This is a genomic window from Alkalihalophilus lindianensis (assembly GCF_032843265.1).
Taxonomy (GTDB): domain Bacteria; phylum Bacillota; class Bacilli; order Bacillales; family Bacillaceae_D; genus Alkalihalophilus; species Alkalihalophilus lindianensis.
In genome coordinates this window covers 65,081-90,784 of record NZ_JAWJBA010000007.1, presented here as the reverse complement: position 1 = coordinate 90,784, position 25,704 = coordinate 65,081, and the positions used below count along the sequence as shown (strand labels likewise).

Sequence of the window (25,704 nt, the reverse complement as noted above, 5' to 3'; positions counted from 1 at the left end):
ACCTCCTTATGCTTGCTGCAACACATATTCTTGGTCTTGATTTTGGATATCATAAATTCTTTTATATAGACCATTTTCTTGTTGTAATAATTGTTGATGCGTCCCTCGCTCAGTGATCTCACCACGGTCTAGAACGAGAATTTCATCAGCATGCTTCACAGACGAAATGCGATGAGCAATGATGAAAGTCGTGCGTCCTTTCATTAACTCCCGAAATGCACGCTGGATTTTCACTTCCGTTTGCATATCAACTGCACTTGTAGCATCATCTAAAATGAGAATACTCGGATTCATAATAATTGCTCGTGCAATCGCAATACGCTGTTTTTGCCCACCAGACAAGCCGAGACCACGTTCCCCTAGCACCGTATCATAACCATCAGGAAGTTCCGAAATGAATTCGTGAGCATCTGCCCGTTTAGCTGCAGCGATAATGTCCTCCATCGTAGCTTCTGGTCGACCATAGGCGAGATTGTCGCGAATCGTTGATGAGAACAAAAAGGTTTCTTGCATGACAACCCCGATATTTTGACGCAGCTGAGCTAGTGAGTAACTCTCAATTGGTTCTTCATCAATAAGAATTTCGCCTGCACTTTTTTCGTAAAATCTCGTAATCAATTGGGCTATACTCGATTTTCCAGACCCAGTGGCTCCTACTAACCCAATGGTTTTCCCTTCTGCTACATGGAACGTTAAATCCTTTAATGCAGCACCTTCTTTTTCCCCGTAATGCAAGGAAACCTGATTAAACGATACTTCTCCAACTAAGCGCTTCATCGTACTGCTCTCATTAGCCCCATCAAGGCGCTCTTCTTCATCTAGAATTTCTAACAACCGCTCTCCGGATGCTTTCGATTGAGAGAACATATTAATGATAAAGCCTAGGTTCATAATCGGGCCAATGATGTACCAGACCAAACTAAAGAAAGCAACAAGCTCACCAGGCTGTAAGCTACCTTGAATGACAAGATACCCTCCAAAGGCTAATAAGAACACAGCCGAAAGATTTCCGATAAACTCCATCAAAGGAAAATAATTTCCCCAGATCTTGGAGATATCTAAATGTTTCTGTTTATAATCATCATTTGTGTGATCAAAACGGTGAATCTCTTCATTTTCTTGAGAAAGGGCTTTAACGGTATGAACACCACTAACATTTTCTTGTACCTTCGTATTAAGCTTTGCGAGAGATTTACGAATCCCTCGAAAGCCAGGATGGACACGTTTATCAAATTTCCAGACCACAATTGCCAAAAACGGCAGCATCGCCATTGTCACAAGCGTTAATGGAACAGAATAATAGAACATAACCCCCATACTAAAGCCAACAAGTAAAACAAAGTTAACGAGTTGTGCACACCCAAAGGAAAGGAAAAAACGAAACGTTTCTACATCCCCTGTTAATCGGGACATGAGATCCCCAGTTTTCGCATTATCATAGTAACGAAAAGGTAAATATTGAAGCTTTTCATAGAGTGAATTCCGTAAGCGATGAACCGCTGTAATCCCAAATAAATCTCCTAAGTATTGATGAATGTAGACGGTAACCCCTTTGATTGCCATCACAACGACCAATCCAACAACTAAGTATGGAATTAAATCATAATTTCCAGCTAAAACAGCATGGTCAATTGTATATTGCAAGATGATCGGATACATAACCGTCATTCCCGTCACTCCAAGAAGGGCAACAAGAGACCAAATAAAATAACTCTTATACGGCCAATAAAAGCGCTTTAAACGTTTGAACGTCTCCATTGAACCACCTACCTTTTCCTATCCAAATTCTTTCAAATTCATTCGGTACCCGAATGAACCAGTGAGCAAATCTAATCATACTTGGAAAACAAGCCCTAAGTCAACAGTCTATTTTAAATTTTCAGTCATTGATTTCCAATAACAAACGCACCACCGAAGTGATGCGTTTCATCTATTATTGATCTCCTTGATGCTTATACTCTTTTTCTGTACCATCTGTAAAATCAATATCTAGCTCAAGTTCTGTATAAGATGGATCAAGATTAAAGGCTGAAATAACTTGTTCAATCACTTCATCATCACCCGTTGACTGATCAAAATCTAATTGAGAGAAGTAAGCCTCTAGCTCTTGCATCGCTTCATCACCTTCAAGGTCGATTCCCTCTAAGTCATTACGATACTTCGCCTCCACACCATCTTGTTCGTTTTCATAATCAACATCAATCTCTTGATTATCTGGGTACTCAACATCTAATTCAAAATGTGTGAATGAATATGCCCCGCCACCTGCCATCTCGTCTGATTCATCAGCAGGAGCTTCTGCTTCTTCATTATCATCAAACATTGAGTCATCCTCTTCTACTGGTGCATCTGCTGGCGGCTCAGACACCTCATCATTACCTCCGCAAGCTGCTAAAAACAATACCATACCTAAGCTTAATAAGAACAATTTAATAGCGTCGTTCATGTATAATCTCCTCCGTTTTTTGTTTTCAATCATATACCCTCATGACTAATGTACAAACCTTAGTGTAAACAAGAGTTGGAATGATTATACTTTTCCTCCAAAAGAAAAAAGCCACCTCCTTAAGAGATAGCTGCATAATCGATTATAAATACTTACGATGCACCTTTTTGCCATCATAGATAAAGACGATTCGTTTCTCATTAATGATCGATTCAATATGAACAGAACGTCCCCACAACTGATGCATATATGGAAGGACTTTTTCTAAATAACTAACATCAAGCTCTGTTCCTTCATACGAATGGGTAATGTAGAGCTCTCCATTTTTTAAATAGTCTCCATCTGTGACCGTTAAGTAAGGGAAACCTCCATTAACACGGGAAGAAGCGAGTTGATCACGCACATGCTCCCACGCTTTATCGACTACTTTATACTCCGCTCCTTGTTTCTGGAACAAATACATATCCTCTCGCATGACAAGATCCTTCGTTAAATAGTTACGGATAAAAGAGATATCAGATTCAATTTCTCGCACCTCGTACATCTTCTCTCGCCCACTACCTGGCTTTACCCTTTGTCGTTCTTGCATATCTTTTGTTGGGTTATTATAGCGTTCTTCGATGTCTTCAAATATTTTCAGTCCTAAATAATACGGATTAATCGATGTCTTAGAAGGTTGAACGACACCTGCATTTAATTTGGCAAATTCAATCGTTTCCGAACTGGTTAAATCCATCTCACGAAGAATCCGTGAATGCCAGAAAGACGCCCAACCTTCATTCATAATTTTTGTTTCAAGCTGCGGCCAGAAATAAAGCATTTCCTCTCTCATCATCGTTAAGATGTCACGCTGCCACGGCTCAAGTTCTCTACTATATTCTTCAATGAATAAGAGAATATCTTTTTCGGGACTTGGTGGGAACTGACGTTTATTAACTGGCTTCATTTCTTCTACTTTTCCTTTTTTATCAAGTGTCCATAGATCATCATACTCGCCCCTAGCTTTCACTGGCTTCGTATTTTTATCATCATCTATACTCCAGGCAAGCTTTGGACGAACGAGACTTGGGTCAATATGTTCTTGGATCGCTAGCACCGCATCGAGAAAATTTTCTACTTCTTCCTTTCCGTATACATGTTCATAATGAGCAATGCGATCAGCAGTAGCACTCATACTTTCAACCATGTCTCTACGGGTATTTGAGAACCGGACGTTGTTTTTAAAGAAATCACAATGAGCTAAGACGTGAGCGACTATTAGTTTATTTTGAATTAAGGAATTGCTATCTAATAAGAAGGCATAGCAAGGATCTGAATTAATAACAAGCTCATAAATTTTACTTAGTCCAAGGTCATACTGCAGCTTCATTTTGTGAAATTGCTTTCCAAAACTCCAATGTGAATAACGTGTCGGCATTCCGTATGCACCAAATGTATAAATGATTTCAGCAGGACAAATTTCATAACGCATCTCATAAAAATCAAGTCCGAAGCCTTCTGCAATTTCTGTTATTTCAGCAATTGCACGCTCGAGCTCCTTCCAGTTATCCATATCTAAATCCCCCTCCTTGAAACTTGCTTCCTTCATTTTATGAGAGAGTAAGACAATTCATGAGAACTATTGAACCTGTAAAAAGAAAAGCACTCAAGACTTTATACTAGTCTTGAGTGCTCCACGATTGGAAACATGTTAACTATTTGCATGAACGCGGTTCATAACCGCTTGTTCTAATGCTTGTAAGCTTTGTTTGCTCTCTTCATGTGTAGCTCTTTGAACGCCAAAGTAAAACTTTACTTTCGGCTCTGTTCCGGAAGGGCGAATGCAGAACCAAGAACCGTCCTCAAGTTTGTATTTCAACACATTTGATTTTGGCAATTCGATTGCACTGGCTTGGGCAATTGAAACATCTTTAGACTCGCGGGACTGATAGTCTTCAATATAGACAACTCGATTTCCGTTTAGCTCAATTGGCGGCTCTTCTCTAAAGGAAGCAATAATCGAATTGATTTTTTCTACTCCTGCCTTCCCTTTAAGGGTCAATGACTGTAGAGATTCTTGGTAATAACCATATTTCTCATACATTTCAAGTAATCCTTCGTAAATAGACATGTTACGAGATTTGTAGTAAGCAGCCAACTCTGCTGCTGCGAGACATGCTTGCACCGCATCTTTATCACGGACAAAGTCACCAATCAAATATCCATAGCTTTCCTCATAACCAAATAGGAAAGTATGTTCACCAGACTGTTCAAATTGACCAATCTTCTCACCAATGAATTTAAATCCAGTCAATGTATCCAATGCCGTTATTCCATAGTGTTCAGCAATTGTACGCCCTAACTCTGACGTAACAATCGTCTTCATGACTATACCATTAGCAGGCAATGTACCCTGCTTTTCTTTTTGACTTAAAATGTAATCAAGTAAGAGTGCTCCTGTTTGATTTCCGGTCAGAACAATGTACTCACCGTCGTTATTTTTAACAGCAAGGCCAACGCGATCGGCATCAGGATCTGTTGCTAGTAACAAATCTGCTCCTTCTTTTTCACCATATTCAATGGCTAACGCAAAGGCTGCATGCTCTTCTGGGTTAGGAGAGGTGACGGTAGAAAATTGAGGATCAGGTAATTCCTGTTCTGCAACAACTGTCACATGAGGAAATCCTACTTCACTCAATACACGACGAACAGAAATGTTCGCTGTCCCATGTAATGGTGTAAAGACAATTTTTACATCTTTTCCTGATTCCTTTAATAAGTTAGGTTGAACAAGAATCGATTTTAATTCTTCGTTATACGCATCATCAATTTCATCAGAAATCACTTGAAGTAAGCGTTGACCTTTTAATTCCATTTCATCTGCCACTTCAATCGTAAGTTCGTCTTCAATGCTATTGACGTAATTCACCAACTCATCTGCAGGCCCCGGAGGCAATTGACCACCGTCTGGACCATACACTTTAAACCCGTTATATTCTGGCGGGTTATGGCTTGCTGTAACTACAATACCACCAAATGCATTCAATTTACGTACAGCATAAGATAGTTCTGGTGTTGGACGCAGATCATGAAATAAGTATGTTTGAATGCCATGCTTTCCTAGTGTTAACGCCGCAGCCTTAGCAAACTCTGGTGATTTATGTCGTGAATCAAATGCAATGGCCACGCCTCTTTCTTTTGCCTCTTGACCATGTGCACTAATATAGCGAGCTAACCCTTCCGCAGCTCGACGAATAGTATATGTATTCATACGGTTTGGTCCTGGTCCAATCTCACCACGCATACCACCAGTTCCAAATTCTAAATCCTTGTAAAAACAATCCTCAAGCGCCTGCTCATCCTCTTCAATCGTCGTTAGGGCATCTTTTAATTCTGTTTCTAGAGCAAAAAAGTTGTTCCATTTTTCATACCGAGCTCTCCAATTCATCTCGTGTTCCCCCTTTATAATCGCATCTCCGACTAATAGTATATACTATTCCACACTATAGAGCCGAACCCTTTTAGGAATTTTCCATCCCCTACTTTATCCCTACCCCAGCACCCTCTACCTAAACAATACCCAAAAAGAAAAGAGCACAAATTCGCGCTCCCTACATAGAATGCTCTTCACACACTACCGGTGTCCTCGCATAGTAGATTTCATCATTAAGTTCCTTCTCATACTTCTCAGTCACTTCTTCACTCCACTCAAACACTGCTTTCATATAGCGAAGGACAGCTTCTTTATTTTGAATCACCCAGTCAATATTAAAGAAAAGCGCCCCCGTTCTTCTATTAAAGAAATCAATCGGTGTGACAACCATCTCTTCTTCAATCCCATATCTTAATTGAGCAAGTAATTCTTTTGGAAGATGAAACGCTTCGGCATGTTTTTTTGTTTGTCTAAGCTTCGCGAAGACTTTGGTCACGTTTGAGCCATACAGCTTTGATAAGGAATACGCTTGTGCCTCGCTTAAGCCCAGACTCACCCCTTCTCTTGTATGCTCTTTTATAAATGATCCGAATTGGTCGATGCCTCCAACATGTCCACCTGACAATGTGATCGATTCAGTTTGACAGGTAACAGGTATGCCTATTTCTCTGCATACAGAATCGACAATACGCTCAGCCATTTTTCGATAGCCGGTTAATTTTCCACCTGCAATGGAAATCAATCCAGATTCAGATGTAAAAACTTCATCTTTTCTAGAAACTTCAGAAGCACCTTTACCCTCTTCAAAAATGAGCGGTCTTAACCCTGTCCAGCTTGATTCCACATCATTGTGTGTAAGGTGCAAGGAAGGAAACATAAAGTTAGCTGCTGCTAATATGTAGTCTCGATCAGCGATGGTCATTCGAGGATTCGCAATTTCCCCTTCAAAATAAGTATCCGTCGTACCAATGTAGGTTTTCCCATCACGAGGAATGGCAAAGACCATTCGTCCATCTTTTTCAGTATCAAAATATACAGCTTGACTGAGAGGAAAACGAGAATGATCTATTACAAGATGAACCCCTTTTGAGAGTCTAAGATGCTTTCCGATCTTTGAGCGATCTTGTTCCCGTAAGGTGTCGACCCATGGCCCTGCTGCATTAACTATTTTCTTAGCAAACACTTTATGTGCTTCTCCTGAAAGTTGATCAACTATTACTACGCCGATTGCTCGTCCATCTTCATATAAGAAGGATTCAACCTTCATATAGTTAATAGCAATCGCGCCACGACGGACAGCTTCCTTCATCACTTCAATCGTCAATCTTGCATCATCCGTACGATACTCTACATACACCCCTCCCCCTTTTAATTTCTCTTTTTTTAATAAGGGTTCGCGCTTTAGAGTTTCTTTTTTACTTAACATATGTCGCCTTTCGCCTTTACGTACATCAGCAAGCCGATCGTAGACATTCAGACCAAGCGACGTCGATATCTTGCCAAATGTACCATCCTTAAAGATCGGCAACAACATCCACTCTGGCGATGTAACATGAGGGGCATTTTCATAGACAACCGCTCTTTCTTTTCCTACTTCAGCTACGAGTTTCACTTCAAGTTGCTTTAAGTACCTCAAACCACCATGTACAAGTTTCGTTGAACGGCTAGATGTCCCAGCTGCGAAATCTTGCATTTCTAATAAACCTGTAGAAAGTCCACGTGAAGAAGCATCGAGGGCAATACCAGCTCCTGTAATTCCACCACCAATAACCAGCAAATCTAGATCTTTTGTTTTCAACGCACTTACATATGACGAACGCATTTCACTTGAGAACGTATGTGTCACTCTCTTCACCCCTCTACCCTTTAAAAAAGACCACAATCATTTACAGAGTCTCCTTCGCCCTGCTGAATGTTGTAGTCTCCGTGTTTCCGAACTCTTTTTAATGTATAAATATTATAACGCTATTGGTATTATTTGAAAAGTATTAAGGACTAGGTGTTGACATCGCTTCCATTTCCTTTTGTAAAAATTCTGGCAATGGTTGATCTAAAGTGAAATGATCACTCGGGTCACGACTTGTGTCGGCGATAATTGCTCCATCTACTGTTAAGAAAAATTGGTTTCGGTACACGTGTCCACCTCTACTCGCTTCAACCATGCCAATCCACGTACCAGGAAGAGAGAAAATGGCTTCCGTTTCGTATAAGCCGCCTTCTACACGATGCATCACTTTCTCCAAATGATGTACAGTTTCCGGTCTATCTAACACCAATGTAACATTGGCATCTTCTATCGGACGGCCTTGTTCATCTTCTAAAAATAGATGAAGATCAACAGCCTCACCCGTGCGATACAGCTCACTCAATCCCACTACATCCATCGACCAATTGGTCACTACCTGTTCCTTTGTTTCTCCTATTTGAAACAAAAAGAATATCGATCCTACCATAAATAAAAAAAAGATAATCGGCGTTAATAGTTCAGGTTGCAGCAACTTCCCAAGCTTCATATCATTACCTCCCATTTATGTCTTCATCTTAACCAATAAAGGAGGCAACTAAACCCATTAAGAGACAGTGAAATAGCCACGTGAAGCTTCACGTGGCCAAAATAATTAATCTTGTTTATAAACAATCTTATAGACGTCATGTCTACGATCGCGAAGTTGATTCACACTTCCGGCACGACGATGACGACGCAAGATTTCAAGGTCTACATCTCCAACGACAACTGTAGAGATATTTGGATTACACTCACCTACAATCCCATCACGGGCAAAGGTAAAATCAGATGGACTGAAGATGCCTGATTGCGCGTATTGAATATCCATATTTTCTACTTCTGATAAGTTACCTACTGTACCAGATAAGACGGTATATACTTGATTTTCAATGGCACGCGCTTGAGAGCAGTAACGTACGCGTAAGTATCCTTGACGATCATCTGTACAGAATGGAGTAAAGATAATGTTAGCACCTTTATCAACTGCAATACGACCAAGCTCAGGAAATTCAATGTCATAACAAATTTGGATCGCGATTTTTCCGCAATCGGTATCAAAAACATTGACACGATCGCCACCATGAATTCCCCAGAATTTACGCTCATTAGGAGTGATATGCAGTTTGTATTGTTTTTCAATCGTTCCGTCACGCCGGAATAAATAAGCAATGTTATAGATCTTGCCTTCTTCCTCTACAAAATGCGACCCTCCGATGATATTAACGTTGTACTTAACGGCTAGAGTCGTGAACAATTCAATATAGTCTTCTGTGAATTCCGTTAGACGACGAATGGCACGACTTGGACTCTTTTCTGGTAGAAAAGAAAGCAGTTGTAAGGTGAAAATCTCTGGGAAAACAGCAAAATCTGATTGGTAACTCGCTGCAACATCCGTATAGTATTCACACTGAATCGCAAAATCCTCAAAGGATGAGATTTTTTTCATTTCATATTGAATCGTTGTAATCCTTACTGGGAAGGACGTTTTAAATTGACGCTTCGGTGATTTCGGACGGTAATCAATATTATTCCATTCCATTAATGTCGCATAACGCATAGATGCTTTGTCATCTTCTAAATAGTTTTGGTTGATTCGCTTTAATGAAAAACCATTCATTACTTGGAACGTTAAAACTGGATCATAAAGATTATGCATCGTTACTTCTTCCACATATTGTCGGGGTGTTAGTTCTTTTGCATGTGTATGGTAGTTTGGAATTCTACCACCGATAATAATACTTTTTAAGTTAAGTTCCCGCGCTAAGTCTTTTCTTGCCTCATAAAGCCTACGACCAATTTTCATACGGCGATATTTTGGGTGAACCATTACCTCAATCCCGTATAAATTATAGCCTTCAGAATCATGGTTTGTAATATACCCCTCATCTGTGATCTCATCCCATGTATGCTGATCATCATACTCATCAAAGTTAATAATTAAACTCGAACAAGAACCAATGATTTCACCATCATACTCTACACAAAATTGACCTTCTGGGAAAATATCAATATGACTTTGAAGATGCTCTCTCTTCCATGGCTCCATGTTTGGAAAGCATAATTTTTGCATATTTATAATCGCATCGAAGTCTTTTTCTTCGATGGTACGGATAATCATTCTTTTCTCAAATTTGGAAACATCGATTTCTGACACTTTCATCATCTCCTTTACCATAACATCCATGAGTTTACCCGTTTTTTGTCGATTTGAACACTCTTTTCACTTAGAGAGCTAAAACAAAAAAGAAGACCTGCTCTAAATAGCAGATCTTCTCAATGAATCATCTTCTGATACGGAAATATGAACTCGAATATCACCTATCGAACTTCCTAGTGGCACTGTAATATATGGATAGCTTGAGTGGAATTTTGATTCACCCTCATTGATTACTGGAGGTGTTACATCAATGATACACTCTTCTTTAGAAAGTTCAGTTGCCGTCGTCCCTGCAACCCAATTTCCAAACTCTTGTACAGCACTCCAACCCATATTATCTAATTGTTGTACTTCCATACCACCCATCATTGCACTCACTATATTAATGGCTGTTTCTGTTGAAAAGGTGCAGATAATCTGACCTTTTAATTCCCCTTTCACTCCTAAGATGACTGAAATATCATTTGATGGAACCGACCCACTACCAGCAGTTGGTCGTAATATATCTACTTCGACACCTAGATGTCCCGTTAAAATCGATTTTGTTGCCCGGCAAATTGCATTTACATATTGTACATTCAAAACGTCAGACCTCCTCTAATTAGCTAAAACCCTACGGTAACTTTCTTTCATTATTAATGATTATCTACTTCTTTGATGTCCTGACGCATGATGTACCATTGCTCTCTAGCCATTTCTACAAGATTGGCTTCTAGCGCGCGATTCTTATGATGAATCACTTCACTAAAATAACGTATCGCTTCCGCTTGATTTCCTAGCTTTCTTGATAACTCTGCAATCAAGTAGAGAACGCGCATATCCGTCATCTGACTCCCAATATAATCAGCATGTTGATAAGAATCTTTATAATATTTCATTGCTTGCGCTAAATAACGTTCCTCTTCCTTGTGGTTACTTGTTCCTCTATATAACCAAGCCAATCGTAAACAAAGCCCTGCTATCACAATAGATTTCTCTTTTTTTAAGGAAGCTGAGATTAATCCGAGTTTCATCGTTCGGATCGCATCGCTTGACGTTCTTTCTCCACCAAATTCTTGCCTCTGCCAAAGAGAGAACTGATCTTTTATCGCTTCTTTTGTTCCTACAGAGAAAGTAGAAGAAAACATTTCTGTAGAAGCAAACCCGCAGTGAGGGCAGACAGAAACCTCGTAATAACTTGGATTCAGACTAGGATCTTTATATTCTGTAAAAAAATCACTATGTAATTTTTTTACTTTCACAAAGCGAGTACGTAGTCTTTTAGTTACAAACATTTGGTTACAGGCCATGCATGTACATTCTTTGTCATAAAGCGGCTTTATCTCACCATTCACAAGCCTCACCTTAGTTCTATAGTTTTATATTCATTTTAGTATAAAAGATCCATGATTCGCTACTCTTTTTCTTATATCGACATAAAATAAATTATATTTATAACTTTTTGCCTAATTATATTTTATTTATTTTTATTGCATTACTAGGAATGGTAAGCGTTTGCACAGTCATAGAGTAGATAGGAAGAAAGGTTGGAGAGATTTTGCTATATGTAAGATGATGGAAAGTGGGGTTGTAAAGATGACAACGAATAAAAAAGAATGTGTTGCTATGCTACTAGCTGGTGGAGAAGGAAAACGCCTTGGTTTACTGACTAAAAAAATGGCAAAGCCCGCTGTCTACTTTGGGGGCAAGTACCGGATTATTGATTTCCCTCTTAGCAATTGCACAAATTCAGGAATTGATACGGTTGGTGTGCTTACTCAGTACGAGCCTCTAGCCCTTAACACCCATCTTGGGATTGGTACGCCTTGGGGTCTTGATCATAGAAAAGGAGGCCTCACGGCCCTACCACCATTTGTGGAGAAAGCAGGTGGCTCCTGGTATTTAGGGACAGCAGATGCCATTTATCAAAACATGTGCTTTATTGAACAATACGATCCGGAGTACGTTCTTATTTTATCAGGGGATCATATTTACAAGATGGATTACGATAAAATGCTCACCTATCACAAGGAAAAACAAGCAGATGTGACAATCTCCGTCATTGAAGTTCCTTGGAATGAAGCAAGTCGCTTTGGCATTATGAATACAGATGCTTACTATACGATTACAGAATTTGAAGAAAAGCCCCTTACTCCTAAAAATAATCTAGCTTCAATGGGCGTTTATCTCTTTACTTGGTCCTATTTAAAACAATTTCTTATGGCCGATGCGAGCGACATAGATTCTGAACATGACTTCGGTAAAAACGTTATACCTGCCATGCTTGATGATCATTGCAAGCTTGTAGCCTATCCTTTTTCTAGCTATTGGAGAGACGTTGGAACCGTTCAAAGTTATTGGGAAGCTAGTATGGACTTGCTAGATCCAGACTCTCCTCTTCGTCTTAATGAAGATAACTGGAGAATTTATTCTGCGAACCCTAACCAGCCACCTCAATATGTAGCTAATTCAGCTAAAGTTAGTCAGTCCTTCATTAATGAAGGGTGTCTTGTATATGGAAGACTTCATAAAGCGATTCTGTTTCACGGAGTGGAAGTTGGCAAGCATAGTGTGGTTAGTGGCACAATATTGATGCCTAATGTCAAAGTCGGTCAACGTGTTCAATTAAAAAATGTCATAGTCACAGAAGGAACGACTATACCAGATGACACAGTTATCACTTCACAAAAAGAAGAGATTATCGTCATTGATAACGAAACAAAATTTGAAGCGTTAACGATGTTGACGTAAGGAGGCTGTTTATTCATTGAACAGATTAATGGGAGTAATTAACTTAGATGCTGAACAAGATTTACTTGGTGAGCTTACGTATTTTCGCTGCGGAGCCGCTGTACCATTTGGTGGGCGTTATCGTCTTATCGACTTTGTTTTATCCAATATGGTGAATGCGAATATGTCAGAGATCGCCGTCTTTACAAGAAGAAAGTATCGATCACTAATGGATCACTTGGGGAATGGAAAGGCATGGGATCTCGACCATGTAAAAGGAGGCCTATTTATTTTACCTCCAGATTGGAATGATCCAACTGATATTTCTAAAGGAGAACTCCAGCATTTTCATAATAATCGCGATTTCTTTGCTCGTGGCCATGCTGATCATGTATTAATAACAGGCAGTCAGCATGTAAGCAGGATTGATTTTGAGGAGGTATTTAACCATCACCTTCATACAAAAGCTGATGTGACGGTTGTTTATCAGCATAACCCAAGTATCTTGAGTGACAATCGTTTTTCTAAAAAGTTGGTTATAGATGAAAAAGGACATGCAACAGCTCTTTCTAATGACTCAGATAACCCAAATCATTATATGAATACGTACATCATTAAGAAGGATCTTCTTCTTGATCTAGTGGACTCTTGTATATCAAGAGGTAAATCATTTTTATTTGAAGATGGGATTATGACGAATGCAGATCGACTGCATATCACAAGCTATTCCTATAATGGCTACTTAGCTGTTATTGATTCATTACCTTCTTATTATCAAGAAAGTATGAAACTACTTTCTGATCAGCATTTTGCTCAATTATTTTTATCAAAAAAACCATTATTGACCAAAATAAAAAACGAGCCGCCAACGGTTTATAAAAAGGGCTCAAAGGTAAGGAATTCCATACTCGCTAATGGCTGTGTAATTGAAGGAGAAGTCACCAATAGCATTCTCTTTCGCGGGGTAAAAGTAGAAAGTGGTGCCATTATTGAGAACTCCGTTATTATGCAACGGTGCATCGTTGAAAAAGGAACGGTGCTTAGAAATGTCATCTTAGATAAAGATATTACCCTCACCTCAAATAAGACCTTAATAGGTGCTAATACGCAACCTTACGTTGTAGCAAAGCGAAAGGTGATCTAAATGCTAAAGGAGAGAAACCTTCAATGAAAGTAGTCATGGTTGCAACAGAATGTACACCCTTCTTTAAGACGGGAGGCCTTGCAGATGTAATTGGTTCGCTCCCGCATGCTTTAAGTGCATTAGCTCATGAACTGATTGTCTTCCTACCAAAATCGACATCGATCCCAACTCCTATTCTATTACAACTTGAATGGGTTGATACCTTTTTTGTTCCTGTAACATGGCGTAATCAACATTGTGCCATCCTATCTTATAAAGAGAAAAACGTGACTTACTACTTTATCGAAAATGACTATTACTTTGATCGTAAGCCCTTCTATGGCCAAGAAGATGATGGCGAACGATTCACTTTTTTTACACACGCAGTCCTTGAATCGATGGAAAAACTAGCTCTCCATCCTGATGTGCTACATTGTCACGATTGGCAAACAGGATTACTTCCTGCTTACATTAAAGCAGGAGCCTATTCGCACAAGGTTAAAACGGTCTTTACTATTCATAACCTTAGGTACCAAGGCGTCTTCCCTCATTCGATCTTTAATGAGTTGCTTCACTTAGATAAGCAACATCAAATAGGTCTTGATCACAACGGGGCGATTAACTTTATGAAGGCCGCTATTGTTCATGCTGATTGGATTACAACCGTCAGCCCTACGTATGCAAAAGAAATTCAATCATCTGCTTTCGGAGAAGGGCTTGATTCTTTAATTAGAGAAAGGAATCATTCTTTAACAGGCATTATAAATGGGATTGATGAGGGATATTTTAATCCGGCGACTGATTTTCATATCCCTGTTACATATCATCATCAGCCTGAACGAAAACGAGAAAATAAAAAAGCCCTTCAAGATAAACTAGGCTTAACAATCAGCGAGCACACTCCACTCATTTCTCTTATTTCAAGATTAGTAGAGGAAAAAGGTGTATCTCTTGTCACTAATACGATCGATGACTTACTACAAGCAGAAGATGTCCAATTTGTATGCTTAGGTTCAGGAGATCCTGTGATTGAAGAGCAATTTGAACAGCTTGCACAGCGCTACCCTGACCGTGTTGCTTTTTACCGTGGCTTTAATGAAGAACTTGCCTCATTTATTTATGCTGCCTCTGATTTTCTTGTGATGCCCTCTAAATTTGAACCATGCGGGCTAAGTCAATTAATTGCTCTACGCTATGAAACAGTGCCTATTGTACGCGAAACGGGAGGCTTAAAAGACACAATTCTTTCTTTTAATGAGTTTACAGGAGAAGGAAATGGACTGAGCTTCACGAATTACAAAGAAGAAGACTTTCTTTATACGGTGAGGCGTGGCTTGTGGCTATATAGAGAAGAAGCACTGTGGAAACAGTTGCAACACAATATATACACGTCAAAGTTCGACTGGAGTCAATCGGCAAAAGCGTATGAGGATGTCTATAAACATGTAGTAAATGAAGGAGCGTGGGATGAAACCGATGAATAAAGAGACCTTTGCAGCTCAATTCCAAGAAAAACTATTAACCACGTTTAGTAAGCGTCCAGATGAAGCAACCAACAAAGAAGCATTCCAAGCCATTGCCCTTCTTGTCAAAAAAGAAGTGAATAGTAACTGGCAGAAAACAAAGCAAGTTCATTTAAGTAACGACGAAAAACAAATGTATTATTTCTCAATGGAGTTCTTGTTAGGTCGTTTACTTGAAACGAACCTCTTAAATCATGGGTGGTATGACGTATGTTGTGAAACTTTACATGATTATAACTTTGAGCCAAGTGAGGTATTTAGTGAAGAAGCAGATGCAGGCCTTGGAAACGGCGGCCTCGGTAGATTAGCTGCTTGCTTTCTAGACTCATTAGCCTCCCTCAACTTACCTGGTCACGGGATTGGCATTCGATACAAGTACGGTCTTTTTCAACAAAAAATGGTCAACGGCTATCAGGTTGAACTGCCTGACTATTGGTTGAAAGACGACTACATGTGGGAGACGAAACGGTCTGAGAAGGCGATTGAAGTTCGCTTTGGAGGAGAAGTGAACCCAACCTATGTCGATCAAAAGCTTACATTTGATCATGTAGAGTTTGAGCGCGTGTTAGCCGTCCCTTACGATGTGCCAGTTGTTGGCTACGGAACAGATAATGTGAATACGTTAAGACTTTGGAGCGCAGAGTCGACGACTAACCCCTTTCATTTCAATTCGGTTCACGGAAAAGACTATTACCACTACTTAGATTACAAACGGTCGGTAGAAAAGATTTCTGAATTTCTCTATCCGGATGACTCGTCCTATGAAGGGAAACTTCTACGTCTCAAACAACAATACTTCTTAGTATCCGCTGGCGTTCAAAGCATTCTCAATCAATTCAAAAAAACCGAACAGCCAATATCGGAACTACCAGAAAAAATATCCATTCAAATTAACGACACTCACCCAACGCTCGTTATTCCTGAATTAATGCGTCTTTTAATGGATGAAGAAGGATTAGGTTGGGATCAAGCTTGGGATTTAACAACTAAAACAGTTGCCTATACCAATCATACAACCTTAAGTGAAGCCTTAGAAAAATGGCCTGAACAAATGGTAAAAGAACTCCTCCCTCGCCATTACATGATTATTGAAGAAATCAATGAACGTTTCTGCCAAGGAATTTGGTTTGATCACCCAGAACTGCGTGAACAGATTGCCGATATGGCGATTATTTCCTATGGTCAAATTCATATGGCTCATCTTGCTATGGTCGGTAGCTATAGCATAAATGGTGTAGCTAAACTGCACACTGATATTTTAAAGGAACGTGTCATGAAGCCATTCCACACCCTTTTTCCAGATCGTTTCAACAATAAAACGAATGGAATTACTCATCGACGTTGGCTTTTGCATGCCAATCCAGAGCTAGCAAATTTATTAAATGAAACCATCGGAAAAAACTGGATTCATGAACCGAAAGAGCTTATTAATCTATTAAAATATGTAGCTGATCCTAGTGTTCAAGCAGAGCTTGCACGGGTCAAACGAAAAAACAAACGTCACTTAGCAAGTTACATTAATCAGCATTATGGAATTCTTGTCGATGAGGATTCAATTTTTGATGTTCATATTAAGCGGCTTCATGGTTATAAACGCCAACTATTGAATGTATTTCACATCTTGCACCTTTATCATTTATGCAGAGAAAACCCATCACTAAATTGCACCCCAAGAACCTTCATCTTCGGAGCAAAAGCGGCTCCAAGCTATCACTTCGCCAAGCACGTCATCAAGTTAATCACAACCGTTGCAACAAAAATTAATAACGATCCTTTGATCAAAGATAAATTAAAAGTTGTCTTCCTAGAAAATTACAATGTTAGTCTAGCTGAGAAAATCATCCCAGCCGCTGATGTAAGTGAACAAATTTCGACCGCTAGTAAAGAAGCCTCCGGAACAGGAAATATGAAATTAATGATGAACGGAGCTCTAACCATCGGTACACAGGATGGTGCTAATGTAGAAATTGGTGCAGCAGTTGGCGCAGATAATATTTACACATTTGGTCTGAGCGCAGAGGAAGTCTTTGAATACCAAGCAACCAACAAATACCGTGCAAGAGATTACTACAACAGTGACCAAAGGCTACGAACAGTCATCGACCAGCTAGTCAATCAATCCTTTACTCAAGATGACGTCGAGTTTAAAGACATCTACTACTCACTGCTTTTTAATAATGATGAGTATTTCGTCTTGCGCGATTTTGATAGCTATGTAGAAGCACAACAATTAATTGACCAGACCTATCGTGATCAAGCTTCCTGGTTAAAAAAGAGTGCCACAAACATCGCTCATTCGGGCAAATTTTCAAGTGATCATACGATTATGGAATACGCCAATGACATATGGAAGATCAGCCAATCTCATTATTCAAAAAGCTGATCAATCCAAATGCTTAGGATACCCTCCTAAGAATAAAATTTATATTCATAATGATAGATAGTAAAAAGGAGTGTCACATCGGACACTCCTTCATTTTTATTTATCTCCTCGAAAAGATAACCCATCCAAAAAGAATCGACTAAAGAAAATGTAAATAAGCAATACTGGTAATGTGAAAATCATGGATGCCGACATAACATAGTTCCAAAACGACACATTCTCTGATTGAAAGGCATTAAGTCCAACTGGTAATGTATACATGCTCGTTTCAGACATAACGATTAATGGTCTCATGAAATCATTCCATAGCGCCATGAATACAAATATCGCTTGTGCAGCTAGTGCTGGCTTAGCCATCGGCAGAACGATTCTAAAGAATGTTCCCATCCTACTTAGTCCATCTATTGCGGCAGCCTCTTCTACTTCTCTCGGGAAGTTGATGAAGAATTGACGCATCATAAAGATAAACGTGGCATTAACCATAGCAGGAACAATCATCCCTTGGTAAGAGTTCAACCAACCTAACTCCTTTAAAATAAGATAGTTAGGAATCATGGTGACTTGACCTGGGATCATAAGAACGGCAAGCACTAGGACAAACAGTGTCTTCTTACCTGGAAAACTCAAACGAGCTAATGCATAACCAGCCATTGAGTTAAATAGAATATTAAGCAATGTTCCAACTACTGCAATTACAACACTGTTGAATAACCAGCGGATAAAGAGTGGCTGGGTACTAATAATGTAGCGATAGTTATCAAGTGTCCAATTTTCAGGCAAGATGGAAAATCCACCTACGATCTCATTCAAAGGTTTGAACGAAGCAAAGAATGCCCATAAAAAAGGAGTTACTGTTACAACTGCATAACCTATAAGAATCGAATATAGTATGAACTTTCCAATTTTTAAATCTTTCAATGCTCTCACTCCAGACGTATTAATACACTTGTTCATCCTTTTGGAATTTGCGCTGAATGAGTGTTGCAGCTAAGATAATGACCGCTAACAAGAAAGCAAGCGCTGCTGCGTAACCCATTTGATCGTACGTATTGAACGCATATTGATAAATCAACAGAACGATTGTCAGTGTCGAGTTATCAGGCCCACCTGTTCCGCCTGAGAAGATATACGATTGATCAAAAAGTTGGAACGTCCCAATAATCCCCATAATGACTACAAATGATGTAATTGGTCGTAACATCGGAACCGTAATATAGCGGAATTTTTGGATCGCTGATGCCCCGTCAAGCTCTGCAGCTTCATATAAACTTTCCGGTACATCCTTCAAACCAGCTAAATAAATAACCATATAAAATGGAGCAGTTGCCCAAATGTTCATAATCATAATGGCAATCAACGCAACCGACGGATCTCCTAGCCAGTTATAAGTCGGTAAGCCAATCGTACTTAAAAATTGGTTTACTAGACCATTTTGATTGTTATACATGAACATAAAAATTAAAGCCAACACAGCTGATGATGTTAAGGTTGGTAAAAAGAAAATGACACGGAAAAGGTTCGTTCCCTTAATCCTTGCGTTCAAGCAAGCTGCAAGAATCAAGGCAAGGAGCGTCTGAACAGGTACAACAACCGCTACATAAAAAGCAGTGTTGCGTAGAGCAATTCCCGCCCGAAAATCATCTGAAATTCGAACGAAGTTATCAATTCCTACAAACTCAGAAATTCCTCCAAGTAAATTCACTTTCTGAAAGGATAGAATCACTGCATAAATGATTGGTAGTAAGATAAACACACCAATAGTCAGTAATGCCGGGCCCATGAATAAATAGCCCTGACCTGCTTCACGCATGTGCTTTTTTGATGGTTTTTTTATGGCCATGGTGGTACTCCTTCCCAAAGTCGATTCATCTCACTTCAACATACTAGAATCAACTAAGCGGTTTATGGTGTAGGTGGGAGGTTCCCACCTACACCATAACGCTCTATTGAATTTCACGGTTTGCTACATCTTCTGCTTCTTTTAATGCCTCACCTAAATCACGTTGCCCTAAAAATGCACTAATAAATTGGTTTCCAAAATTATTATTAATGATCGGTAAATTCGTATCATCAGACCAAACCGTCGCATATGATGTTCCAGCTACAAATGGACCATAAATTTCATCATCTGTATAATCAAGCGTTTCAGCTACAGATGCACGCGTCGGCAATGTTAATCCACTCGCCGTCCATGCTTCCATTCCTTCTTTGCCAGTTAAGAATTCGATCAATCTCCAAGACGCTTCTTTTTTATCACTTGCCGCATTCATTACATAAGAAACAGTAAACGCCATTGTGCCTTGCTCTCCATTAATGGTAGGGATTTCAGCAACCCCGTAATTAACATCTGGGAAATTCTCATCAAGGAATGGAATCGTCCAGTTTCCTTCCATAATCATTGCTGCTCTTCCAAGTGCGAACATTTCTCCACCATTATCAGATCCTACTTCAGATGGCTCTGCTGCTGTTCCTGCTTCATTTCTCATATCAACAACTGGTTGCAACGCTTCAACCACTGCAGGGTCGCCAAACGAAGCTTGGTTGTCGGTTACTACTTGGCCACCATTCGATTCAGCCATGAACATAAGACGGGCTAAATCTGGCACGACTCCGTAACCATACGTGCTATCTGTGGTAAGGGCTTCTGCCATTTCTTCTAGCTCCTCCCATGTTGCGGGCGGTCCATCAAATCCAGCTTCTTCTAATAAATCTTTATTGTAGAAGAGAGCCAATGTGGATGTATCCTTTGGAAGTCCATAAATCGTCTCATCGTCTCCACGGAATGCATCTAACAGTGGCTGTTCAAAATCATCTAAATCAAAGTCCTCTGAAATATACTCATCAAGAGGTTCAACCACTCCCGTTTCAATTAAGCCAGGAGCTTCAAATGCGTCTAAATAGAACACATCAGGTCCATCTCCACCAATTAAGCGAGTACGCAAGACATCCATGTATGAATCAGGAATCGTACTAATTGTTACTTCTATATCAGGATTTTGTTCCTCAAACAGAGCAATTGTCTCATCTAAATACTTCTGCTCTTGTGGTGATGATTGCCAACCTGTCAAGGTAATTTGGGTGACTTCACCATCGTTTGAATTCTCTCCAGAAGTACTTTCTCCGCCGTTATTCCCGCAACCTGCAAGAACACTACCAAGTAAGACTGTACTAATCCCCATTGTCATAAACCATTTTTTCATCATGCTTTCCCCTCTCTTATTTCCTTTTATATAGGTTAATTTCTAGATGACTTCGACTTTTTTTGATCAACTAATTGTAGATCTAATCCTGTTGTATTCTTCTCAACAGTCACTTTCAATTCGTGATCTTCTCTTCTAACTATGAGATCTAATTGTCCTGATGCAATCGTTACATTACGAAGCACTAGTTCATTCATGCTCTCTGGTAGCACGGGGTTTAGGGCGATTGTTTTCTTAAGTGTATCAGGATACAAACCGAGCATTGTTTGAACCATCACTAGAGGTGTACCTGCTGCCCACGCTTGTGGTGAACAGGCGACTGGATAAGGGATAACCGGCTTCCCATCTGAATAGCCACAGAATAATTCAGGTAAACGATCATTATCAAAGTACTGAGCAGCCTTGATTAACCCATCAATTACAGCATTTGCCTGCGTGTGGTGGCCAAGCTTACCCATTCCAAGTAAAATCATGCTGTTATCATGTGGCCATACACTTCCATCATGGTAGCTCATTGGGTTATAACCCGCTTCACCTTCACCCATTGTACGAATGCCATAGCCTGAGAACATTTTATCTGAAACAAGCATGTTACTTACGGCTTGGGCTCTCCCTTCAGATAACATTCCGGCAAACAATACATGTCCTGGATTTGTTGTCAACGTTCCAACTGGCTTTTTGTCTTGATCAAGGGCGATCGCATAAAATTGTTGGTCCTCCATCCAAAAGGCTGCTTCAAAAGCTTCCTTCAGTTGGTTCGATTCATTCACTAATTGCTTTGACTTTTCAATGTTACCGACTGCCTCAAATAGCTCTGCCATTCCTTGTTTCGCTTGGTACACATAGCCTTGTACTTCTGCTAGCGCAATCGGAGTTTTAGCATAATCCCCATTACGGTGTACAACCGAATCAGCTGAATCTTTCCAGCCCTGATTAGCAATTCCTTTAGATGACTCTTGGTGGTATTCAACAAATAAATCTCCATCACGATCCCCGTACTCATCAATCCACATCAGAGCATTTTCAACATTCTCTGTAAGCTCATTAAATAATTCCACATCGCCTGTCCATTTAATGTATTCAGAAAGCAGTATTAAAAACAACGGCGTCGCATCGATTGTGCCATAGTAAGGAGTAAATGGAACTTGGTTCGTATTAGCCAATTCTCCTTTTCTAAGTTCGTGCATAATCTTTCCTGGTTGCTCATCTCTCCAAGGATCAAGCTTCGTACCTTGGAAGGCAGCCATAGTACGCAACGTTCCTTTTGCTACCTCAGGTTGGAATGGGAGCAGTTGCAATGCTGCAATTAAGCTATCTCTTCCGAAAGGAACAGCAAACCATGGCAAACCAGCTACTGGAAATGATCCATATCCTAAATCCGTCAATAGCACACGCATATCTGAGACACCACGATCAACAAGACGTTGAAGCGGTAAATGATCCGTTTGAAGTTTAGCAATGTTGTTATCCCACTTTGCATGACTTTCTTTTAACTTTCGGCTAGCTTCATCTACAGGTAAGATGACTGGCTCTTCATTGTTTTCAATTGGTGCAATCGCTAAAACGATTGACTCTCTTTGCCCATGAGCAAGCTCGAATCCGAATGTTAGATCGCCTAGATCCGTTACTTCTTTTGCTTGCTTGCTCCACTGGATCACCGTCTGTCTGGAGATTTGATCTGCCCCTTCATACATGAAGCGTAATTCGTTTTCTCCTTGTTTTACGCCTGTTTTGTTGCCAATCTCACCATGTTGAAATCCTCTTACGATGAACATATCTTGAAAATCAGCTTCCATATGAACACTTAAATCAAAAGAGACAGGCTTCGGGTAGTAGTTGGTTACGATCAATTCCTCATAACAAACACCATCATAGATAAATCTCTCACGCTTCAATTCAACAGACTCGCGCCATAAAATCAATTCCCCGTCTTCCTCCATATGAGGATTCGTTAATATAAACGATGAGCGGTAGGCATCATCAGAATTTGACGTGAGCAAAACCGGCTCTTGTTGATTGATTCGTACATCAAACTTACTCAAATAGCGAGTGTCTTTCGTATAAAGTCCTGCTCCATATTCATGGCCTTTTGGGATATTTCCTTTTTCATCTGTTAATAGGAATAGATCATTTTCTTTTATTACTCGATAGTTCATTTGTCTCTCTCCTCTGGATGATTTCTTCCAAAACGTTTCGGAGCATGCTTTAAAATAAAATCCAAAACGTTTTGGATTCAGTGTACAAGAAAGCTTATGCTTTCTTGTTAAAGTCAGTAGATTGACGTATTTTTAAATTACTTTTTAGGATACGAGCATTATTGGTTTCGTTCTCTGCTAATAAATCAATAAGAAGACCTGCAGCCTCATAGCCTATTTGATATTTGTCTTGTGCTACCGTCGTTAGACTTGGAGTCGCGTATTCAGCTAGAACGATATCATCATATCCAATCACGGATAATTGGGAAGGCACCCGAATGTTCAATGTTTTAGCTGCTTTTAAAACGCCTAATGCCATTAAATCACTTGCACAAAATATAGCGGTTACATTCGGATGGTTTCTTAAAAAGTAAAGAGCTACTTTTTCTGCTTGCTCTTCGCGGAATTCACCATTTAAGATCCAATCCTCTTTTATAGGGATTTCATTTTGCTCTAGAGTAGCAAGATAGCCTTCCTTACGCTTCTGACTTACAAAGGCCTTTTCATGACCATTCATCATCGCAATTTGTTGATGTCCTAAATCAATTAAGTATTGAACAGCCTTTTTAGCACCGTCTACATTATCAGTAGACACATAACCTACTTTATTACCTGTAATCGGAACATCTACTACAACGCAAGGAATATCACTTTCAATTACTTCCTCTAGATAAGGATCATCTGTTTTGATCCCTTGTAAAATAACTCCTTCAACTCGGCGTTCACGACATAATTGCGTATAGCTTTTTACCTTTTGCTGAGCTGAATTGGTATTAAATAAGATCAGATCATAATCAAGTTCTGCCACACGATCATTGATCCCACACAATACCTCAAACGTAAAATTATCTTTTGCCCCTTCACGACTTATCTCTGAGACGAGAAGGCCAATCGTTTTCGAACGATTCATAACCAGACTTCTAGCTACAGCATTCGGGCTATACTTTAATTCTTTCGCCACTTCCTGTATACGCCGTCTAGTCTTTTCACTCACGTCACTATATCCGTTTAAAGCTCTCGAAACGGTTGTGATCGAAACGCCAGCCACCCTCGCAATATCTTTAATTGTAGTCACGATAACCTCCAAAACGTTTCGGAAACTTTTTATAGTAATAACGCTTTCTTAACGATGAGTATACTAGACCTCCTCGAAAAATGAAAGCGTTTTTTTAATGTTCTTATTATTTTCTTTAATATATCTAATTTAATCTGCTGTACGTAATGCTTTTGCTTTAAACAATATAATGAAGCAAACAACAGCTAAACCAACTGCACTAACAAGCATGATCAGCTCTATAGCTATGCCTATCGCTAAAAATAAAGACGTCACCAGATAGGAAACTGGTAATAAACCCATTGAAGCAAACGATGTTAAGCTCATCACTCTACCTAAGTATTCTCTTTTTGTATGGCTTTGAATAACGGCAATCAACGGTATATTAGTGACACTAATGGCGACTCCCAGTAAAATAATGAAGAACATACTGCTTATAAAAGTTGTTGAAAGGCTAAAGCCTAGAAACATTAGCCCTAAAGATGACATCGCCAAAATGGAAATTAGACCTCTCTTCCGTTGAATATTCAACAGCCCAACGCCCACTCCACCTACTAGCATTCCAGCAGCAATTCCTCCATTTAAAAAGGCATACGTAACTTCATCCCCGTTTAAAATACGAGAGGAGAATAACGGCACCCCAAGCTGCAAGGGGCCACTAAAGAAAAAGTTCAAAAAAATGGTCGAAGTCATTAATGCTAGTAGGAAAGGACTTTTCCTTACATAAGCCAATCCACCTTTAATGGCTTGAATCATCGTCTCTTTTCTTTGTACACCCTTTGAATGGACTGCTTCTCTTTTTTCTGGCATCTTTTTCTTAATAAGAAGATCAATCACCCCAGCCATTATGAGTGAGACCGCTGTGATTGTAAAAATGAGGACGTATCCACCAACTGCTAGCATCGTTGCTGCAAGGAGTGGTCCCACGATCATAGATCCTTGACGTGTCATATCAATTACTGTATTAGCTCGAGTCAACTGCTCTTCTTTCACGGTTTCTGGCAAAATTGCACTACTAGCCGGCCAGAAAAACGCATCCAAAATACCGAAAACGAAAGCTAATGCAACAAGTGGCCAAATCGTATAAGCATCATAAAACAGGAATCCTATCACACCAAGGAGTAATACACCTTTAAGAAAATCCGAGAGAAACATCACCCATGCTTTACTTATCCGATCAGCAACCACGCCACCAATTAACATAAACAAAAGCCTTGGAACACTTGAGGCAAAGAAGACAATACCAAGCATCGCTTCTAATCCTAAATAATCAACAACATACCAATTCGTTGCTACCATAAAAAAAGAAACACTAAAACTAGAAACAAGTAGCGTTAGAAATAATAGAACAAAGCGATACTCTTTAAATACAGAAGGAACTTTTACTTCTTGCACCTCTTTTTCATTTACTACTGATGCTTCTCCCATCGTAGCCTCCCTCATTTTCATTATAGTTGTAAATTACTTTCTATCACGATCGAATGTTCAACCAAAAA

19 protein-coding genes are annotated in these 25,704 nt (G+C 39.6%); 4 read left to right on the top strand and 15 right to left on the bottom strand.

Annotated features, from left to right (window positions below; all coding sequences use genetic code 11):
• Window positions 1–6: 6 nt before the first annotated feature.
• The 9 genes from RYX56_RS17820 to RYX56_RS17780 all read right to left on the bottom strand — a co-directional run bounded on the left by RYX56_RS17820 (window position 7) and on the right by RYX56_RS17780 (window position 11,355).
• Window positions 7–1,758: an ABC transporter ATP-binding protein gene (locus RYX56_RS17820; RefSeq protein ID WP_317123394.1), complete on the bottom strand. Its 1,752-nt coding sequence runs from the start codon at window positions 1,756–1,758 to the stop codon at window positions 7–9.
• Window positions 1,759–1,933: 175 nt separating this feature from the next.
• Complete coding sequence (locus RYX56_RS17815) at window positions 1,934–2,446, bottom strand: YusW family protein (RefSeq protein WP_317123393.1); 513 nt, start codon at window positions 2,444–2,446, stop codon at window positions 1,934–1,936.
• A gap of 142 nt (window positions 2,447–2,588) precedes the next feature.
• A complete protein-coding gene (locus tag RYX56_RS17810) occupies window positions 2,589–3,998 on the bottom strand; it encodes a SpoVR family protein (protein WP_317123392.1) in 1,410 nt (469 codons plus the stop codon).
• A gap of 138 nt (window positions 3,999–4,136) precedes the next feature.
• Window positions 4,137–5,873 (bottom strand): phospho-sugar mutase, encoded by a 1,737-nt coding sequence (locus tag RYX56_RS17805; protein ID WP_317123391.1) that lies wholly within the window; start codon window positions 5,871–5,873, stop codon window positions 4,137–4,139.
• A gap of 163 nt (window positions 5,874–6,036) precedes the next feature.
• On the bottom strand, window positions 6,037–7,704 hold the full coding sequence (locus RYX56_RS17800) for a glycerol-3-phosphate dehydrogenase/oxidase (protein WP_317123390.1): 1,668 nt from the start codon (window positions 7,702–7,704) through the stop codon (window positions 6,037–6,039).
• 142 nt (window positions 7,705–7,846) lie between these two features.
• Complete coding sequence (locus RYX56_RS17795) at window positions 7,847–8,371, bottom strand: FixH family protein (RefSeq protein WP_317123389.1); 525 nt, start codon at window positions 8,369–8,371, stop codon at window positions 7,847–7,849.
• 105 nt (window positions 8,372–8,476) lie between these two features.
• Window positions 8,477–10,024 (bottom strand): GNAT family N-acetyltransferase, encoded by a 1,548-nt coding sequence (locus tag RYX56_RS17790; protein WP_439108511.1) that lies wholly within the window; start codon window positions 10,022–10,024, stop codon window positions 8,477–8,479.
• A gap of 96 nt (window positions 10,025–10,120) precedes the next feature.
• Window positions 10,121–10,603 (bottom strand): chemotaxis protein CheX, encoded by a 483-nt coding sequence (locus RYX56_RS17785; protein WP_047973911.1) that lies wholly within the window; start codon window positions 10,601–10,603, stop codon window positions 10,121–10,123.
• Between the two features lie 53 nt (window positions 10,604–10,656).
• Window positions 10,657–11,355 (bottom strand): DUF2225 domain-containing protein, encoded by a 699-nt coding sequence (locus RYX56_RS17780; RefSeq protein ID WP_317123387.1) that lies wholly within the window; start codon window positions 11,353–11,355, stop codon window positions 10,657–10,659.
• A gap of 241 nt (window positions 11,356–11,596) precedes the next feature.
• Here RYX56_RS17780 and RYX56_RS17775 point away from each other — a divergent pair, with 241 nt between their 5' ends.
• The 4 genes from RYX56_RS17775 to RYX56_RS17760 are packed head-to-tail and all read left to right on the top strand — an operon-like array spanning window position 11,597 to window position 17,759.
• Window positions 11,597–12,751: a glucose-1-phosphate adenylyltransferase gene (locus RYX56_RS17775; protein WP_317123386.1), complete on the top strand. Its 1,155-nt coding sequence runs from the start codon at window positions 11,597–11,599 to the stop codon at window positions 12,749–12,751.
• A gap of 16 nt (window positions 12,752–12,767) precedes the next feature.
• A complete protein-coding gene (gene glgD / locus RYX56_RS17770; RefSeq protein ID WP_317123385.1) occupies window positions 12,768–13,874 on the top strand; it encodes a glucose-1-phosphate adenylyltransferase subunit GlgD in 1,107 nt (368 codons plus the stop codon).
• A 23-nt stretch (window positions 13,875–13,897) separates the two neighbouring features.
• Window positions 13,898–15,337 carry a glycogen synthase gene (locus tag RYX56_RS17765; protein ID WP_317123384.1) on the top strand — a complete coding sequence of 480 codons (1,440 nt, stop codon included), beginning with the start codon at window positions 13,898–13,900 and terminating at the stop codon, window positions 15,335–15,337.
• A complete protein-coding gene (locus RYX56_RS17760; protein WP_439108509.1) occupies window positions 15,321–17,759 on the top strand; it encodes a glycogen/starch/alpha-glucan phosphorylase in 2,439 nt (812 codons plus the stop codon). The genes RYX56_RS17765 and RYX56_RS17760 overlap by 17 nt, the downstream gene beginning before the upstream one ends.
• A 96-nt stretch (window positions 17,760–17,855) precedes the next feature.
• On the opposite strand, the gene RYX56_RS17755 is transcribed toward RYX56_RS17760, so the two are convergent.
• From RYX56_RS17755 to RYX56_RS17730, 6 genes are all read right to left on the bottom strand, one after another.
• Window positions 17,856–18,713 carry a carbohydrate ABC transporter permease gene (locus RYX56_RS17755; protein WP_317123383.1) on the bottom strand — a complete coding sequence of 286 codons (858 nt, stop codon included), beginning with the start codon at window positions 18,711–18,713 and terminating at the stop codon, window positions 17,856–17,858.
• The gene (locus RYX56_RS17750; protein WP_317123382.1) at window positions 18,697–19,599 is read right to left on the bottom strand and encodes a carbohydrate ABC transporter permease; all 903 of its coding nucleotides are present in this window, start codon (window positions 19,597–19,599) and stop codon (window positions 18,697–18,699) included. The genes RYX56_RS17755 and RYX56_RS17750 overlap by 17 nt, the downstream gene beginning before the upstream one ends.
• Before the next feature lie 103 nt (window positions 19,600–19,702).
• A complete protein-coding gene (locus RYX56_RS17745) occupies window positions 19,703–20,959 on the bottom strand; it encodes an ABC transporter substrate-binding protein (protein WP_439108510.1) in 1,257 nt (418 codons plus the stop codon).
• A gap of 35 nt (window positions 20,960–20,994) precedes the next feature.
• Window positions 20,995–23,115: an amylo-alpha-1,6-glucosidase gene (locus tag RYX56_RS17740; RefSeq protein WP_317123380.1), complete on the bottom strand. Its 2,121-nt coding sequence runs from the start codon at window positions 23,113–23,115 to the stop codon at window positions 20,995–20,997.
• Window positions 23,116–23,209: 94 nt separating this feature from the next.
• Complete coding sequence (locus tag RYX56_RS17735) at window positions 23,210–24,229, bottom strand: LacI family DNA-binding transcriptional regulator (protein WP_317123379.1); 1,020 nt, start codon at window positions 24,227–24,229, stop codon at window positions 23,210–23,212.
• A gap of 129 nt (window positions 24,230–24,358) precedes the next feature.
• Window positions 24,359–25,636: an MFS transporter gene (locus RYX56_RS17730; protein WP_317123378.1), complete on the bottom strand. Its 1,278-nt coding sequence runs from the start codon at window positions 25,634–25,636 to the stop codon at window positions 24,359–24,361.
• Between the last annotated feature and the right edge of the window lie 68 nt (window positions 25,637–25,704).